General features: G+C 71.5%; 15 protein-coding genes. 7 read left to right on the forward strand and 8 right to left on the reverse strand.

The genetic code is table 11. The features are described from left to right. Positions 1–85 precede the first annotated feature (85 nt). The 4 genes from ACPXCS_RS38470 to ACPXCS_RS38485 all read right to left on the reverse strand — a co-directional run bounded on the left by ACPXCS_RS38470 (position 86) and on the right by ACPXCS_RS38485 (position 3,618). Positions 86–865 carry an exodeoxyribonuclease III gene (locus ACPXCS_RS38470; protein WP_425952174.1) on the reverse strand — a complete coding sequence of 260 codons (780 nt, stop codon included), beginning with the start codon at positions 863–865 and terminating at the stop codon, positions 86–88. Positions 866–919: 54 nt separating this feature from the next. Continuing rightward, positions 920–1,555 (reverse strand): MBL fold metallo-hydrolase, encoded by a 636-nt coding sequence (locus tag ACPXCS_RS38475; RefSeq protein ID WP_425952173.1) that lies wholly within the window; start codon positions 1,553–1,555, stop codon positions 920–922. A 34-nt stretch (positions 1,556–1,589) separates the two neighbouring features. Further along, entirely contained in the window at positions 1,590–2,897 is a 1,308-nt protein-coding gene (gene pcaC, locus ACPXCS_RS38480; RefSeq protein WP_425952172.1) for a 4-carboxymuconolactone decarboxylase, read from the reverse strand. A gap of 178 nt (positions 2,898–3,075) precedes the next feature. Further along, positions 3,076–3,618 (reverse strand): DUF1707 SHOCT-like domain-containing protein, encoded by a 543-nt coding sequence (locus ACPXCS_RS38485; protein ID WP_425952171.1) that lies wholly within the window; start codon positions 3,616–3,618, stop codon positions 3,076–3,078. A 225-nt stretch (positions 3,619–3,843) separates the two neighbouring features. Between ACPXCS_RS38485 and ACPXCS_RS38490 the strand changes: the two genes are divergently transcribed. The 5 genes from ACPXCS_RS38490 (at position 3,844) to ACPXCS_RS38510 (ending at position 8,026) form a co-directional block, all read left to right on the forward strand. Further along, on the forward strand, positions 3,844–4,359 hold the full coding sequence (locus ACPXCS_RS38490) for a hypothetical protein (protein ID WP_425952170.1): 516 nt from the start codon (positions 3,844–3,846) through the stop codon (positions 4,357–4,359). An 82-nt stretch (positions 4,360–4,441) separates the two neighbouring features. Continuing rightward, on the forward strand, positions 4,442–5,278 hold the full coding sequence (locus ACPXCS_RS38495; protein WP_425952169.1) for a DUF4097 family beta strand repeat-containing protein: 837 nt from the start codon (positions 4,442–4,444) through the stop codon (positions 5,276–5,278). An 83-nt stretch (positions 5,279–5,361) separates the two neighbouring features. Continuing rightward, complete coding sequence (locus ACPXCS_RS38500; RefSeq protein WP_425952168.1) at positions 5,362–6,351, forward strand: ATP-binding cassette domain-containing protein; 990 nt, start codon at positions 5,362–5,364, stop codon at positions 6,349–6,351. After that, positions 6,348–7,139 carry an ABC transporter permease gene (locus tag ACPXCS_RS38505; protein WP_425952167.1) on the forward strand — a complete coding sequence of 264 codons (792 nt, stop codon included), beginning with the start codon at positions 6,348–6,350 and terminating at the stop codon, positions 7,137–7,139. The genes ACPXCS_RS38500 and ACPXCS_RS38505 overlap by 4 nt, the downstream gene beginning before the upstream one ends. Positions 7,140–7,381: 242 nt before the next feature. After that, positions 7,382–8,026, forward strand: coding sequence for an FMN-binding negative transcriptional regulator (locus tag ACPXCS_RS38510; protein ID WP_425952166.1), 645 nt, complete (start codon positions 7,382–7,384; stop codon positions 8,024–8,026). Positions 8,027–8,156: 130 nt separating this feature from the next. On the opposite strand, the gene ACPXCS_RS38515 is transcribed toward ACPXCS_RS38510, so the two are convergent. Continuing rightward, positions 8,157–8,840 carry an LmbU family transcriptional regulator gene (locus ACPXCS_RS38515; protein ID WP_425952165.1) on the reverse strand — a complete coding sequence of 228 codons (684 nt, stop codon included), beginning with the start codon at positions 8,838–8,840 and terminating at the stop codon, positions 8,157–8,159. 564 nt (positions 8,841–9,404) lie between these two features. Here ACPXCS_RS38515 and ACPXCS_RS38520 point away from each other — a divergent pair. Both ACPXCS_RS38520 and ACPXCS_RS38525 read left to right on the forward strand, forming a co-directional pair. Next, complete coding sequence (locus tag ACPXCS_RS38520; RefSeq protein WP_425952164.1) at positions 9,405–10,625, forward strand: IS701 family transposase; 1,221 nt, start codon at positions 9,405–9,407, stop codon at positions 10,623–10,625. Between the two features lie 520 nt (positions 10,626–11,145). Beyond that, positions 11,146–11,988: a DUF4097 family beta strand repeat-containing protein gene (locus ACPXCS_RS38525; protein ID WP_425952163.1), complete on the forward strand. Its 843-nt coding sequence runs from the start codon at positions 11,146–11,148 to the stop codon at positions 11,986–11,988. A gap of 29 nt (positions 11,989–12,017) precedes the next feature. Here ACPXCS_RS38525 and ACPXCS_RS38530 read toward each other — a convergent pair whose 3' ends face one another. From ACPXCS_RS38530 to ACPXCS_RS38540, 3 genes are all read right to left on the reverse strand, one after another. Then, positions 12,018–12,788: a thioesterase II family protein gene (locus ACPXCS_RS38530; RefSeq protein WP_425952162.1), complete on the reverse strand. Its 771-nt coding sequence runs from the start codon at positions 12,786–12,788 to the stop codon at positions 12,018–12,020. 41 nt (positions 12,789–12,829) lie between these two features. Beyond that, positions 12,830–14,179: a lysine N(6)-hydroxylase/L-ornithine N(5)-oxygenase family protein gene (locus ACPXCS_RS38535; protein WP_425952161.1), complete on the reverse strand. Its 1,350-nt coding sequence runs from the start codon at positions 14,177–14,179 to the stop codon at positions 12,830–12,832. A gap of 116 nt (positions 14,180–14,295) precedes the next feature. Further along, on the reverse strand, positions 14,296–15,852 hold the full coding sequence (locus ACPXCS_RS38540; RefSeq protein ID WP_425952160.1) for an FAD-dependent monooxygenase: 1,557 nt from the start codon (positions 15,850–15,852) through the stop codon (positions 14,296–14,298). Positions 15,853–15,873 lie beyond the last annotated feature (21 nt).

The following is a 15,873-nucleotide window of genomic DNA, read 5'->3' on the forward strand; positions in this document are numbered from 1 at the left end:
TCCACCACATCGGAGGTCTTCGCCATGATCAAGCCCGGCAAGCGTTAACAACGCTCGTGATCAATACACCTAGGTCGTGTCCGGCCTAGACGTCCAGGTCGACCACGACCGGGGCGTGGTCGGAGGCGCCCTTGCCCTTGCGCTCCTCGCGGTCGACGTAGGCGTCCTTGACGGCCTGCGCGAACGGCTCGTTGCCGTACACCAGGTCGATGCGCATACCGCGGTTCTTCGGGAAGCAGAGCTGGCGGTAGTCCCAGTACGTGAACGGGTGGTCGTACTTCAGGGGCCGCGGGACCACGTCCGACAGGCCGGCCTCGCGCAGGGAGGCCAGGGCGGCGCGCTCGGCGGGCGTGACGTGGGTGGAGCCCTCGAAGAAGGCCGGGTCGAAGACGTCGTCGTCGGTCGGCGCCACGTTGTAGTCCCCCATCACCGCGAAGGGGCGGCCGCCGGCCGCGTCGCCCGCCACGGCGGCCCTGAGGGCCTCGAACCACTGGAGCTTGTAGGCGTAGTGGGGGTGGTCCACCTCGCGGCCGTTGGGCACGTAGACCGACCAGACGCGGACCGGGCCGCAGGTCGCCGAGATCGCGCGGGGCTCCACCGAGCCGTCGAAGCCCGGGTCGCCGGGCAGGCCCTTGACGACGTCCTCGAGGCCGACGCGGGAGAGCACCGCCACGCCGTTCCACCGGCCGGTGGCGTGGACCGCCGACTCGTAGCCCAGCTCGCGCAGCTGCTCCGCGGGGAACTGCTCCTCGGCGACCTTGGCCTCCTGGAGGCACAGCACGTCCGTGCCGCTGCTCTCCAGCCAGGCCAGGAGCCTCGGCAGGCGGGCGGTGATCGAGTTCACGTTCCAGGTCGCGATGCGCATGCCTCACAACCTACCCGGAGGGTCCGACAACACCGCCCGGTCCCTTCGGGGGCCTCAGACCTCGGCGGAGCCGCCCGGTGTCAGCCGCAGGTGCTCCGCGCCGCCGAGCTGCCCGATCTGACGGTCGTAGATCGGGCGGGCCAGGTCGGTGAGGAGGGCGTCGTGGATGTCGTAGGCGCGGTGCGGCCGGACCTCGCGGACGTAGTCGATGACCTCGGAGATCTTGCTCCAGGGGGCCATGACGGGGAGCATCAGCGTCTCGACCGGGTGGTCGGGGACGGTGAGGGCGTCCCCGGGGTGGAAGACCTTGCCGCCGTCGACGAGGTAGCCGACGTTGGTGATGCGGGGGATGTCCGGGTGGATCACCGCGTGGAGTTCGCCGTGGACCTGCACGTCGAAGCCGGCGGCCGTGAAGGTGTCGCCGTGCCCGACGGTGTGGACGCGGCCGGGGAAGGCGGACGAGATCTTCTCCGCGACCGCCCTCAGGGTCCAGATCTCGGCGGCCGGGTTGTCCTCCATGGCCGCGCGCAGCCGGAACTCGTCGAAGTGGTCGGGGTGCTCGTGGGTGACGAGGATCGCGTCCGCGCCGAGGACGGCGTCCTCCTCCGTGAACCCGCCGGGGTCGAGGACCAGGGTCCGGCCGTCCTTCTCCAGGCGGACGCAGGAGTGAGACTTCTTCGTGAGCTTCATGGTCCCCATCCTGCCTCCGGGGTGCGCGGCCGGCTCACTCCTGGGGTGTGGTCTCCTCGCGGATGACCTGCTGGGCCACCTTGAAGGCGCTGTTCGCCGCGGGCACGCCGCAGTAGACGGCCGCCTGCAGCAGCACCTCCTTGATCTCGCCGGGGGTGAGGCCGTTGCGCAGGGCGGCTCTGGTGTGGAAGGCCAGCTCGTCCAGGTGGCCGCCGGCGACCAGGGCGGTGAGGGTGACACAGCTGCGGGTGCGCCGGTCGAGACCGGGCCGGTCCCAGATCTCGCCCCAGGCGTAGCGGGTGATGAACTCCTGGAAGTCCCCGGAGAAGTCGTCGGCCTGCGCCAGCGCCCGGTCCACGTGCGCGTCGCCGAGCACCTCGCGGCGGACCTTGATCCCGGCGTCGTACGGGTCGGGCCGGCCCTGGCCCTGCGGGGGTGCGGCGGCCGGGGCGATCTCGGCGACGGGCCCGGTCTGCGGGGGCTGGGGCGGCGCCGGGGACAGGACCGGTTTGACGGCGGCGGCCGGCAGGGCGGTCTGGCCGGTGGAGGTCTCGAAGACGGGCTGCCAGGCGGTGGAGAAGTGCCGCACGAGCAGGTCGGTGACGGCGGCGGGCTGTTCCACCGGCACCAGGTGCGAGGCGCCGGGCACGACCGCGAGGCGGGCGTCCGGGATGCCCGCGACCAGGGTGCGGGCCTCGGCGGGACCGGTGACCTGGTCGTCCGAGCCGACGAGCACCAGGGTGGGCACGCCGACACGGCCGAGCTCGGTGCGCACGTCGAAGGAGGCGAGCGCCTCGCAGGCGGCGATGTAGCAGCCGGGGTCGGTGGTGCGCACCATCTGCACCGCCCACTCGGTGATGGCGGGCTGCGCGGCCGCGAACCCGCTGGTGAACCAGCGCTCCGGCGCGGTCCGGGCGATCGGGTCGAGGCCGTTCGTGCGGACGATCACGCCGCGCTGCCGGAACTCGTCGGCCGTGCCGAAGCGCGGGGAGGCGGCGATCAGGGCGAGGGAGGCGAGCCGCTCGGGGTGGCGCAGGGCCAGTTCGATGCCGACGGCGCCGCCGAGCGCGCAGCCCGCGTAGCCGAAGCGGTGCACGCCGAGCGCCTCCAGCGTGGCCAGCAGCCGTGTGGTGAGGTCGGTGACCGAGCCGGCCGGGTACGCGGGCGCACCGCCGTGGCCGGGCAGGTCGAACCGGAAGACGCGCCACTGCTTGGTCAGCTCGGGGATCTGGCGGTCCCACATGTGCCAGGTCGTACCCAGTGAGGGACCGAGGATCAGGACGGGAGCCTCTTCCGGCCCGTCGAAGCGGTATTGCAGGGTGTTCGGTGGTGTCTCACTCACCCGCCTGAGCCTCTCATCTGTCACGAGATGTCACATCGCCGGGGTGGATTACGGTAGCGGGCCCCGCCCCCTTGCTCCGCGGCACAGCGAGGCCGCCCCTCGGGGCTCCCAGGCCGGGAGGCACGGCCGGGAGGCACGGCCGGGAGGCGCACAGGGGCGCGTCCTCGGGCGGTGGGCCTCAGCGCCGGGCGTGGCGGATTTTCAGCCGCCCGAACCCCAGGGTCCCGGAGATGCGGATCGTCGGTCCGCCGGGGCGGGAACGCCGCGGGGCCCTGTAGCGCAGGTCCTTCCACTGGGTGCGTACGCCTTCGACGTCGACGACGGCGTCGCGCGGCACCGTGATGCTGGCCCCGCCGGTGCCCAGGCGCAGCTGGATGTCGACGACCGGATGCTCGATGATCGCCCGGGACAGGTCCAGGCGCACCCGTCCGAACGCGCTCCCGACCTTCAGCTTCCGGGGCACGCGCCACACACCGCCGCGCTGGATCCGTCCGCTGGCTGCGGCGATCGTCGACGTGGTGGGCGGCAGCTCCTGCGGAAGTGCCGCGAGGGCCGACACGAGCTGGCTCCGGGCCTTGGCGGTGAGCACCTGGTGCAGGCGGGCGTCCAGCTCCTCGTGGGTGAGGAGTCCTTCGGCGTACGCGTCCTGCAGGCGCCGCACGGCCGCGTCGCGGTCGTGCTCGCCGATCGACGACGGCAGTTCTCCGAATAAGGGAGTCACCCGCTCACGGTACTGCCGGGACGGCGATGTGTCACGTGACACCAGACGGTGCCATCTCGCCTCCGCCGGCGCGGAGCACGCGGGCGGAGACGGATACGACATGCCGCGATGCGCCAGCCGTCGTTTACACATAAACGCAGGTCAGGGCGGCAATCCGTCGACGATTGCGCCGCGCGGCACCACGAGGGGTTGCCGATAGCGCCACTTCGGTGCCACTATGGCGTCATGAACCTCACCCCGTACGTCGACACCCTCCGCCGCGAACTGGCGGTGGCCGCCGAGGCCGGCGGCGACGAAGCCCGCGAACTGGCCGAGAGGCTCACCGCCCCCCTGGAGTCGGCGGCCCGGCTGATCATGCTCAATGTGCTCTCCGCCGCGATGGACGAGATCACCCGCGAGCTCGCCCCCGGTTCGGTCGACGTACGGCTGCGCGGGCTCGACCCCGACTTCGTGATCACTCTGCCGCCGGCCGACACCGGTGCCGTGGAGCCGGCCGCTCCCGTCGAACCGCTCACGGCGCCGGCTCCCGCCGAGGGCGACGAGGGCGGCACCGCCCGCGTGAACCTGCGCCTGCCGGCCCATCTCAAGGCGCGGGCCGAGGAGGCCGCCGGCCGTGAGGGCCTGTCGGTCAACGCGTGGCTGGTACGGGCGGTGGCGGCGGCGGTCGACGGCGGCGCCCGGCCGCGTACGACGGAGCGGACCCGCACCATCGGACAGAGCATCACGGGCTGGGTGCGCTAGCCGCACCCGCGTCCGTATCCCTCCACTTCCCTCACGTCCCACCAGCGGGGACGATCCTGCGACCCATGAGGACGGCACAGCCATGCCTGCTTTCGACACCCCCGAACCGATCACGGCCACCACCCACGTGTACGCCGGTTCCATCCGGTTCACCGCGACCGACCGCGCCGACACCGTAGTCGAGGTACGGCCCCGCGACCCCAAGCGGGGCCAGGACGTGAAGGCCGCCGACCAGACCGAGGTCACCTGCGCGGGCGGTGTCCTGACCGTCAGGACACCGAAGGCGAACCTGGTCGGGCGCTCCGGCACCGTCGACGTGACGGTCGACCTGCCCGCCGGCTCGAGCGTCGACCTGACCGGCTCCTGGACCCAGGTGTTCGGCGAGGGCCGGCTCGGCGAGGTCAAGGTGAAGACCTCCTCCGGCGACGTGCGCCTGGACACGACCGGCCCGCTCCACTTGGTCGCCTCGCACGGCTCGATCACCGTCGACCGGGTCGACGGGACGGCCGAGATCACCACGAGCTCCGGCAGTCTGCGCGTCGGCACCGTCGACGGTTCCGCCGTGCTGAAGAACTCCCACGGCACCACGACCGTCGGCGCCGCGCTCGGGGACCTGCGGGTCAGTGGCGCCAACGGCGACATCGACATCGCGCGGGCCGAGCGCTCGCTCGTCGCCACCACCGCGCACGGCACCCTGCGGGTCGCCGAAGTCGCCTCGGGGACCGTTCGGCTGGAGACCAGTTACGGCGCCATCGACGTCGGTATCCGCGAGGGCGTCGCCGCCTGGCTCGACGTCAGCTCCGACCGCGGGCAGGTGCGCAACACGCTCGCCTCCTCCGAGACCCCGGAGAAGATCGAGGAGACCGTCGAGGTCAGGGCCCGGACCCGCTGGGGCAACATCGACGTGCACCGCGCCTGAGCCTCGGACCGCCCGGCCCCCTCACCCCCACTCCCCCGTCACCCCCGGCCTTCGAAAGGGAGACCACCATGGCTTCTACTGTCATGCCCACATCACAAACGGGCGGCGGTACCCAGGCGCACGCCGCCGTCACCGCCGTCGGCCTGCGCAAGTCGTACGGCGACAAGACCGTCCTCGACGGCATCGATCTCCATGTCCCGGCCGGCTCCGTGTTCGCGCTGCTCGGTCCGAACGGCGCGGGCAAGACCACCGCCGTGAAGATTCTCTCCACCCTGATCAGCCCCGGCGCCGGCTCCGGCGAGATCCGCGTCGGCGGCCACGACCTGGCCGCCGACCCGCAGGCGGTCCGCGCGGCGATCGGCGTCACCGGCCAGTTCTCCGCGGTCGACGGGCTGATCACGGGCGAGGAGAACATGCTGCTGATGGCGGACCTGAACCACCTCTCCAGGAAGGAAGGGCGCCGGGTCACCGCGGAACTGCTGGAGCGGTTCGACCTCACCGAGGCCGCCCGCAAACCCGCCGCCACCTACTCCGGCGGCATGAAGCGCCGCCTGGACATCGCCATGACCCTGGTCGGCAACCCGCGGATCATCTTCCTCGACGAGCCGACCACCGGCCTCGACCCGCGCTCCCGGCAGAACATGTGGCAGATCATCCGCGAACTGGTCTCCGACGGCGTGACCGTCTTCCTCACCACGCAGTACCTGGAGGAGGCCGACCAGCTCGCCGACCGCGTCGCGGTGCTCAACGACGGCAGGATCGCCGCGGAGGGAAGCCCCGAGCAGCTGAAGCGGCTCATCCCCGGCGGCCACGTGCGGCTGCGGTTCTCCGACCCGTCCGCGTACCGGTCCGCCGCCCTCGCCCTGAACGAGGTCGCCCGGGACGACGACGCGATGACGCTGCAGATCCCGAGCGACGGCAGCCAGCGCGAACTGGGCGCCCTCCTCGACTGGCTGAACGCGGTCGGCGTCGAGGCGGACGAACTGACCGTGCACACCCCCGACCTGGACGACGTGTTCTTCGCCCTCACCGGCTCCCAGCAGCCGGACCAGCCCAAGGAGTCCGTCCGATGAGCGTTCCCTCCCTCGCCCTGCGCGACTCGGCCACGATGCTGCGGCGCAATCTGCTGCACGCGCGCCGCTACCCGTCCCTGACGCTGCAACTGCTGCTGACGCCGGTCATGTTGTTCCTGCTGTTCGTCTACGTCTTCGGCGACGCGATGAGCGCCGGCATCGGGGACGGTCACGCCGACCGCTCCGCCTACATCGCGTACCTGGTGCCGGGCCTGCTGCTGATGACCATCGGCAGCACCACGATCGGTACCGCGGTGTCCATCGCCACGGACATGGCCGAGGGCATCGTGGCCCGCTTCCGGACCATGGCGATCCACCGCGGATCGGTGCTCGTCGGGCATGTCATCGGCAGCGTGCTGCAGTGTCTGGCGAGCGTGCTCCTGGTGGGCGCCGTCGCCCTGGCCGTCGGCTTCCGCTCCACCGACGCCACGGCCCTGGAGTGGGTCGCGGCGTTCGGACTGCTCGCCCTGTTCGCCCTGGCCCTGACCTGGCTCGCGGTCGGCATGGGCCTGTCCAGTCCGAACGCCGAGGTCGCCAGCAACAACGCCATGCCGCTGATCTTCCTTCCGCTCATCTCCAGCGCCTTCGTCCCGGTCGACTCGATGCCGGGATGGTTCCGGCCGATCGCCGAGTACCAGCCGTTCACGCCGGCCATCGAGACCCTGCGCGGGCTGCTGCTCGGCAGCGAGATCGGCCACAACGGATGGCTCGCCCTCGCCTGGTGCCTGGGGCTGGCCGCGCTCGGCTACCTCTGGTCCAGGTCGCTGTTCCGGCGCGACCCGAAATAGCGGGCGATCCGGCGGGAGTTGACCACCCGCCGCATTTCCCCTAATCCTTCGGGGGCCGCACGGAAACTCACCGCGAATCAATGGGCCGGGCATTGCTCTTTCCCGGTCCGGCGTACATTCCAGGTTCCGGTTCTGTTCTTCATTGCGCCGGGGACGGCAGCACGCCACGATGGAATGCCCCGCTGTCCTGCCAACAGGACAGTCGCCACTGTTCCCGTCATCCCCCGAAGGGTGAGTGCCGCATGTTCGTCCCCAGCCACTATCGAGAGCCGGATGTGTCGTGGATGCTCGATCTGATACGCGACAACCCGCTGGCCCTGGCGGCCAGTAATGGGACTCCCGCCGACGGTCCGTTCGCCACTCATCTTCCGGTCATCACCGATCCGCAATGGGACGGACGACCCGACGCCGAACTGGCCGACATGCCTCTGCTGGGGCACATGAACCGGGCCAATCCGCACTGGGCGGCACTGGACACGGGGACGACGATCCTGCTGACCTTCACCGGCCCGCACGCCTACGTCTCGCCCACCGTCTACGACGTCACCCCCGCCGCCCCGACATGGAACTTCACGTCGGTGCACGTACACGGAGTGGTGGAGAGGATCGAGTCGACCGAGGACACGCTGGCTGTCGTCCAGGCGACGGTCCAGGCCTTCGAGAAGGATTTCGGCGACAGCTGGGACATGGCCGGAAGCCTCGAGTACTTCCGCCGGATCGTCCCGGGCGTCGGCGCCTTCCGGGTGCGGGTGACCAAGGCCGAGGGAATGTTCAAGCTCAGCCAGGAACAGCGTCCCGAGGTCCGCGAGCGGGTGGTGCGGTCGTTCGCCGAGCGCGGGTGCACCCGGCACGCGCAGACCGCGGACCTGATGACCCGCCTGCCGTAGGAGCCCGTGCCACGGCGCGGGATCCGCGCCCTTCGACGTGGCGGACCCCCCGCACCCTCCCTGTGCCGGGCGAAGCGGCCCCGCCCGGCTCCGGATGGAGTGCCGTGCCGGGGGCGCCCCCGCGCACCGGTCATTCGAGAGCGATGCGCTGGTCCGTCTCCCTCAGCACCTGCTCGGCGGCGGCGTCGAGCGTCGCCATCACCCAGTCCTCCAGCTCGGTGCCGGCCTGTGCGGCCGCCTTGTGCCACCACTGGAGCCGGTTGTCGGGCACGGCCAGCCGGCGCGTCGCCGCCCCGCTGTCCGTCTGCTGCACAGCGCCCTCGCGTTGCGCCCTGAGGGCGGTGCGGAGTTGCTTGGTGCTCCACTTCATCCGCTCGGCACGGTCGAGCCAGATCTCCTGCTCGTCCACGTGCAGCGACGCCAGCTCGGCATGGTGCTGGAAACTGAGCGCGTGCCGCCGGCGATTCACTTCGAATCGCCGCGAGACCCAGGCGTAGTTGCGCAGCGTCTGATATTGCAGCCCGGCCGCGCGGATCCCGAGTTCATAGCGTTCGGCATAGTGGTCCTTGCCGTATACGAGCCAGTCGCCGAGCCACCAGGACGACGAGTTGAGCAGCCCGGAAAGCTGACGCCCGGCCCGCTCCCATTCCTCGAAGGCCAGTCCTGTGGGTATGCACAGACCCACCTTTGTGGTGAGTACCTGTTCGCGCCGCGACTCCATCCCGCCGGCTCTCCGGGTTCTCTGTCCGGCTCCCGGAGGCCTGGCGAACATGGTCGCCTCGGAGTCTCTGCATTCCTCGACCTGCTGCGTCATCACGTCTCCCCGTTGACACACACGTATTGACCGAGCGGCTTCGCGGCGGCCGGCGACTGAAGAGGGAATGAACCGGGCGTTACGCGCTACCCGGTCGAGGCCGGGATGGCCAACTACCGCCGTTCCGAGTAGATCCCGACATCGAGGGCAGTTCAAGAATCCCGGTGTTATCGAACACTACTTTGCGGAGTTCGAGCGCTCCCCCGCCAAGTGGTCTAGTCCACTGATTGGCCTGATCCGGACGCGGACACGGTCCGCGTGTCCGCGTCCATCGCGGACCCCGCCCACCGGCTCCTGCGATCCGGCCCAGCAGGCCCGCCATCCGCCGACGGCAGCGGTTCCGGTTGCACCGTCCCCGCCACGGACTACCCCCGCTGCCACCAGGACGCGCACCCGTGGGGCGGACGGAGTACGGCCGCGGCCCTGACGTCAAGCGCCGCGGGAACTTCGCGCCATTCGAGACACCCCAACAAGTCGGCCAACCTCGGGCACTGACACCGCACTGGGCTCCGGCCTAAACTTTCTGCTCCACAACGCTCAGTAACTTCGGGGGAGTTATTGCGTATGGAGACAGTTCGAGCAGACACCCCGTCGGCTCCACGGCGCGCGACCTATGCCACCCGTCCGGACATGCCCCTGGGCCGCTTCAGCGCCACGATCTTCAAGAGCCTGCGCCGGACGGATCAACGCAAGTGGGCCCACGCCTATCTGAAAGGGCTGCTCGCCACCCCGGGCAAGAAGTCGGTGCGCCGGCTCGCCACCGCGATCTCCCGTGACCCGTCCGTCGCGCAGTCGCTGCGCCAGTTCGTCAGCCTCAGTCCGTGGGACTTCGACGAGGTCATGGAGGAGCTCACCCGCTGGGTGGCGGACCGCCGGCCCGACCCCGTCTGGTCCATCGGCCGGGCCGTCCTGCCCAAGCGCGGCGACCGGTCGGTGGGCGTCCACCGCTACTTCGACCTGTCCTCGGGCCGCACGCTCAACTGCCAGCTGGGACTGGGCGCCTTCCTGCGGGTTGGCGAGGCCCAGTTGCCGGTGGACTGGTCCCTGCACCTGTCGACGGCCTGGACGCAGGACTCCGACCGGCGCAGGGACGCCCGCATACCGGACGGCGAGCGGTACCGGCCGCTGTGGGCGGCGGCGCTGGGGCTCGTCGACCGGCTCTCGGCCCGCTGGGACTCCCCTTCCTCCGTCGTCCTGGCCGACATGAGCGACGAGCCCGACGTGGCGTTTCTCCTGCACGGACTCGCCAAGCGGAAGCGTGACTTCGTCGTCGCGGTCCCACCGCACCTCGCGGTGCTGCCCGCCGCCGAGGGCCTCCTGGCACCGGTGAACGCGAGGACCCTGTTCCCCGCGCAGCGCCCGGAGCCGGCCGTCGGTCCGCCGCCCGGCGAGGAGCGGCGCGTCACCAGACCCCAGACGTCGCTCGTCCATCTGGCGGGCGACCTGCCGGGGCGTGCTCCCGGCCCTCCCTACCGGCTCCTCACCGAGACGGACCCGTTCGGCGCCCCGGGTCCGCTGTGGATCACCAGCCTCGCCCATCTCACCCTCGCGGAGGTCGGCTCGATCACCGCCCTGCACACCGGGACGACGGAGACGATCGGTTCCCTGGAGCAGGACTTCGGGCTGCTGGACTTCGAGGGGCGCTCGTTCCCGGGCTGGTACCACCACATGGCCCTCGTCTCGGCCGCGTACACCTACCGTCGCCTGCACTACCCCACCGCCGCACCCTCCCCTCCGGCGCAGCGGGTGCCGCACCAGCGCCCCCAGCCGCTGCCACCATCCTGACACCAAGTGGCGTCACCTTCACCACCAATCTGCGCCACTCTGGCGCCGAACCATCGCGCGGCCTCCGGCCGAGTTGATTTTGGCGGCTTCTCAACGCTGGTGCACCCCGGAGCCTGGCGGCGTAAGCGGTCCGTGGGCTGCCCCGCCCTGCCCGAATGACTGATTCCGCTCGCTGCCGCACGGCGTCCCGGCCTCTCACGGGGGCCGGCTCCTCCCAGTGGCGCTACTGTGACACCACATGGCGTCAGCGGCCTGGAGGGCTTGAGCCCGCACCGCGAGCGCTCGGGGGCGGTCGACAGGAAGCGCGCGGTCCGCCGTGACGCGCGCCGGCGAAGGGCGAGGTGTCCGAGGTGCTGAGGACGGACCGGAATCCACCGGGTGGCCAGGCGGTACGGGCCCGCGCCCCGCTGCCGCGTGCGGCGCGCCCCCGGCCGATGTTCCGCGACCGAACGTGAGCTCGCGTCATTTCGGGCTGCCCCCGTCAGGCCGGCGGCCGCAGACCCCCCGAAGGCGGCCCGCCATGCCGACGTTCGAGACCCCCTCACCCGTCCAGGTGACGCTCAGCCTGGTCTGCGGCCAGGTCCGGATCGCCGCCGGCGACCGCTCGGTGACGACGGTCGAGGCGTATCCCCGCGACAGCGCGGACCAGGACGACGTGCGGTCCGCCGATCAGCTCCGCGTGGACTTCGCCGACGGCCGGCTGCTCGTGAGCGCCCAGGAGCCGGACTGCGGCGGCGGCGCGGTCGTCGTGGTGATCACCGTACCCACCGGATCGAGTGTGCACGGCCGGGCTGCGGCGGCGGACTTCCTCTCGACGGGAGAGCTGGGCGCGTGCCGGCTCAGCACCGGACTGGGGCACATCAGCCTGCACCGCACCGGCAGCCTGCACCTGGACACCGCCCTCGGCGGCATCAGCGTCGACCACGCGGTCGGCACCGTCGAGGCCACGGCGGACCGCGGCGACGTCCGGCTGGGGCTGGCCGAGGGCACGACCACGGTCCACGCGCGCGGCGAGGGCGATGTGACGGTGGACGAGGTGCGCGGCGCCGCCCGTCTGTACGCCGAGCGCGGCACCGTCCGGCTCGGCCGGGCGCACACCGACGTGGAGGCCCGGACGGTCCACGGTGACATCGACGTCGAGGAGGTGCGGCGCGGGTCCGTGCGCGCCACTGCCACGTTCGGCAGTGTCCGGGTCGGGGTGGCCGGGAGCAGTGAGGCCCGGCTGTCGCTCGACTCCGCCGCGGGCACGGTCGCCACGGCGCTCTCGCTCCTCGCAGCGCGCGAGGAGGCGGACGAGGTCGTCTTCGTCCAGGCCCGGACGGTGCTCGGCGATGTCGTGGTGGAACGTTCCGGCACGGAGTGAGTCCGGGGGCGCGGCGCCGCCCGCAGCCGTCACATGGCGGTGTGCGGGCGGTGTGTGACGCGGTCCAGTACGCGACCGAGGTCGGCCAGCAGCGCGGCTTCCTCGCCGATGAGGTAGAAGTGACCGCCGGGCAGGACCCGGAGCCGGAAGGTGCCCTGTGTCATGTCGGCCCAGTCGCGCATCTGCTCCGGGGTCACCTCGGGGTCGGCGTCACCGGTGTAGCCGTACACGGGGCAGTCCAGCGGGGGGCGGCTGCCGCCGCGGTAGCCGTCCACCAGCCGGTAGTCCGCGCGGACGGCGGGGAGCACCAGCTCCCTGAGGTCGGGGTCCGCGAAGACCGCGGCGCGGCTCTCGTCGAAGCGCAGGATGTCCGCGATGATCCGCTCGTCCGGGCCGAAGAGGCGCCGCGTAGCGTCCAGCGTGTGCGGCGGGCGTCTGCCGGACACGCACAGCGCGGCCGGCGGACACCCCCGCTTCTGGAGGCGCAGCGCCACTTCGTGCGCCACCGAGGCCCCCATGCTGTGGCCGAACAGCACCACCCTGTACCCCGTCAGCTCGACGAGGGCGTCGGCGATGTCGTCCGCGAGGGCCTCCAGCCCCGTCGGGAACGGATCGCCGTACCGGTCCTCCCGGCCCGGGTACCGGACGGCGAGCACGCCGGTGTCCGACGGCAGTCCCGCGGCCCAGGTGCGGTAGGCGCTCGCCCAGCCCCCGGCATGGGGGAAACAGACGAGCTTCGTCCCGCACGCGTCGTCGTCGCGGAAGCGGCGCAGCCACCGCTCCGCCGTCGGACCGTTCATCAGCGTTTCCCTTTCCGCACGGGTGACGGGCATCCCATCCGTCAGCGGACGTCGCCACCCACCTCGGCCAGGATGGCACGTTCGGCGTTCCGGCCGGCGGCGAGCCGGCCGATGATCGAGCCGGCGATCTCACCGCTGCGCACGGCGATGTTCGACAGCAGCGAGGAGGTCAGGCCGTGGGTGTGCTCGGTGCCGCCCTGGAGGTAGATGCCACAGCGCATCTCCGGCTCGGTGGAGATGCGGTAGTCCCGCTCCACGCGGTAGCGGTGCGCCTCGTCGCGCAGGCAGTGCCGGTCGAGGTCGCCGAGCAGCCCCGTGGGCCGCATCGTCTGGTAGCCGGTCGCGCAGACGAGGGCGTCGAAGTCCAGTTCGCGCAGCTCCGCGTCGGGGCCCACCTGCAGGGAGACGCGGGTCTCGGCGCCCAGGCGCTTCACGCCGGTGACCCGCGTCAGGTTGAGGAACTGCAGGCGCCGGACGCCGCGTACCTCGTCGTCGTACGACCTGCGGTACAGCGCCCTGATCACCTCGTCGTCGACGACCGAGTAGTTCGTGTTGCGGTGGTAGCGCCAGAACGCCTCCCGGGTCTGGTCGGTGCCGAAGTAGTAGTCGTCGACCGCTCCGGGGTCGAAGATCTGGTTGGCGAAGGGCGTGTCGTCCGCGACGGAGTACCCGTAGGACGGGATGACCGCGCACACCTGGGCGTGCGGCAGCTCGTCGTACAGGAACCTGGTGATCTCGGCGGCGCTCTGGCCGGCTCCGACCACGGCCACCCGGCGCAGTTCCGCGGGGTTCATCCGGCGGAACTTCTCCAGGAACTCGGAGCTGTGCCACACCCGTTCGTCGCGTTCGGTCCCCAGGGGCATGTCCGGGACGAGGCCCGTCGAGATCACCACGTTGCGGGCCTCGACCACACGGCCGGGTCGTCCCGCGGCGTCCGCGACGTGCAGCCGCAGCCGGTCCGCGTGCTCCGCGTCGGTGCCGGGTGGCAGGTGGATGGACGTCACCTCCGAGCCGTAGGCGATGCGGTCGGCCACCCGTGCCTGGGCCCACTCGAGGTACTGGTGGAACTCCTCACGCGTGGGGAAGAAGTCCTGGTTGTTGACGAACTGCGGGAGCCGGCCCGACGCGTGCAGGAACGCGATGAAGCTGAAGGTCGAGGTCGGGTTGCGGAAGGTGACCAGGTCCTTGAGGAAGGAGATCTGCATGGTCGCCGACGGCAACAGCATGTTGCGGTGCCAGCCGAACGACGACTGGCGCTCCAGGAAGAGGGCGCTGACCTCGTGCTCCGGGCCGTGCGCCCGGCTCTCCTCCAGGGCGATGGCGAGTGACAGGTTGGACGGGCCGAACCCGATGCCGACCACGTCGTAGATCTCGTGTTCACGATCAGTCATTGGTCTCTCCCGCTGGCATGAAGGTGCGATGCACTGAGCGCATCTCCGATCGGTGGTCTTCCGGTCCCGGAAATGCGTGTCCTGTCAGCGGGACACCCGGTTCCAGGGGGTGTGGCTCAGCTCCGCGACGCCGGGCCGCACCAGGCGGCCAGGGCGGTCCGGAGCGCCGAGGTGTCGGGCGTGCCGCCGGCGGCGGCCGCCCAGGCGACATGTCCGTCGGGACGGATGAGAAGCGCGGCCGGAGCGGGGACGGCGCCGACGGCCGGGACGGGCCAGTGGTCGTCCTCGCTGCGCGCCTCGACGAGGTCGACACGGTCGGTCCAGCCCTGGGCGGCCGCCGCCACTTCGGCGCTGCCGCGCAGGTCGAGCAGTACGGGGCGGGCCGCGTGCAGCAGTTCGTGCACACGGGTGGCGCCGTCGGTCGTCTTCAGGTCGGCGTCGGGGACCCGGCGGCCCGCCAGCAGGTGGTCGCTGTCGGCCGGGTAGCGGATGTCCAGTGCCGTGAGCATCCCGCGCAGGTACTGGTTGACGTCGTCGAAGACGATGAGCGCGGAGAACACGTCGCGCAGCGCGTCCGTGTGGGCGCCGGGGCGGGCCAGGGCCGCCTGGGCCCGGGTGTTGTGCAGGACGCGCTCCCCGACCGGGTGGCGCTCGGCGTGGTAGGTGTCGAGCAGGCTTTCGGGGGCCTGTCCGTGCACCACCGAGGCGAGTTTCCAGCCGAGGTTGACCGCGTCCTGCACCCCCATGTTCAGGCCCTGGCCGCCGGCCGGGAAGTGGATGTGCGCCGCGTCGCCCGCGAGCAGTACGCGGCCCTCCCGGTACCGGGAGGCCTGTCGTGCGGCGTCGCTGAACCGGGAGACCCAACGAGGGCTGTTCATGCCGTAGTCGGTGCCCGCGATCCGGATCAGCGAGTCCCGGAGCTGCTCGAAGGTCGTGGGTTCGTCGCGGTCCGGGACCCGGCCGTGCTCGGTCGTGATCACCCGGTACCAGCCCGGTTCGAAGGCGATCACCGAGTAGTCGCCGCCGGGGCAGCGCCGTCCCCAGATGTAGTCCTCGCGCAGGTCGGGGAGTTCGACGTCGCCGATCAGCGAGGTCATCGTCGCCGGGGTGCCGGGGAAGTCGATGCCCGCCAGTTTGCGCACCGTGCTGCGGCCGCCGTCGCAGCCCACGAGGTAGCGGGCGCGCAGCGTCGCCGGTGCCGTCCCCGCTGAGCCCAGCTCGACGGTCACGCCGGAGTCGTCCTGGCTGATCCCGTTCACCTCGGACGACCAGCGCACCCGTACGCCGAGTTCGGCGGCCCACTCCTCCAGAAGCCGCTCGATGGTGTACTGCAGGATCATCAGCGGGTAGGGGTGGCGGGACTCGGACTCGTCGAACTCCAGCCGCAGGCCGGAGAAGTGGCCCACGCCCTGCAGTTCGCCGGCCGCCAGGAAGCGGTCCACGATCCCGCGCTGGTCCAGCACCTCCAGGGTGCGGGAGTGCATCCCGCCGGCTCGTGACTCGCCGGTCCGCTCCGACAGCCGTTCGACGAGCGTGACGTCGACGCCGGCCAGTCTCAGCTCGCAGGCCAGCATCAGCCCCGTCGGCCCGGCCCCCGCGATCACCACGTCCGTGTCCCTGCCGGAGTGCCCCACCTCGATCTCCCCCTCGTCTGCTTGCGGTTGTGACGTCATGGCCTCGTCTCCGGTGGCCGG

This window comes from Streptomyces sp. DT190 (genome assembly GCF_049846985.1).
Classification (GTDB): domain Bacteria; phylum Actinomycetota; class Actinomycetes; order Streptomycetales; family Streptomycetaceae; genus Streptomyces.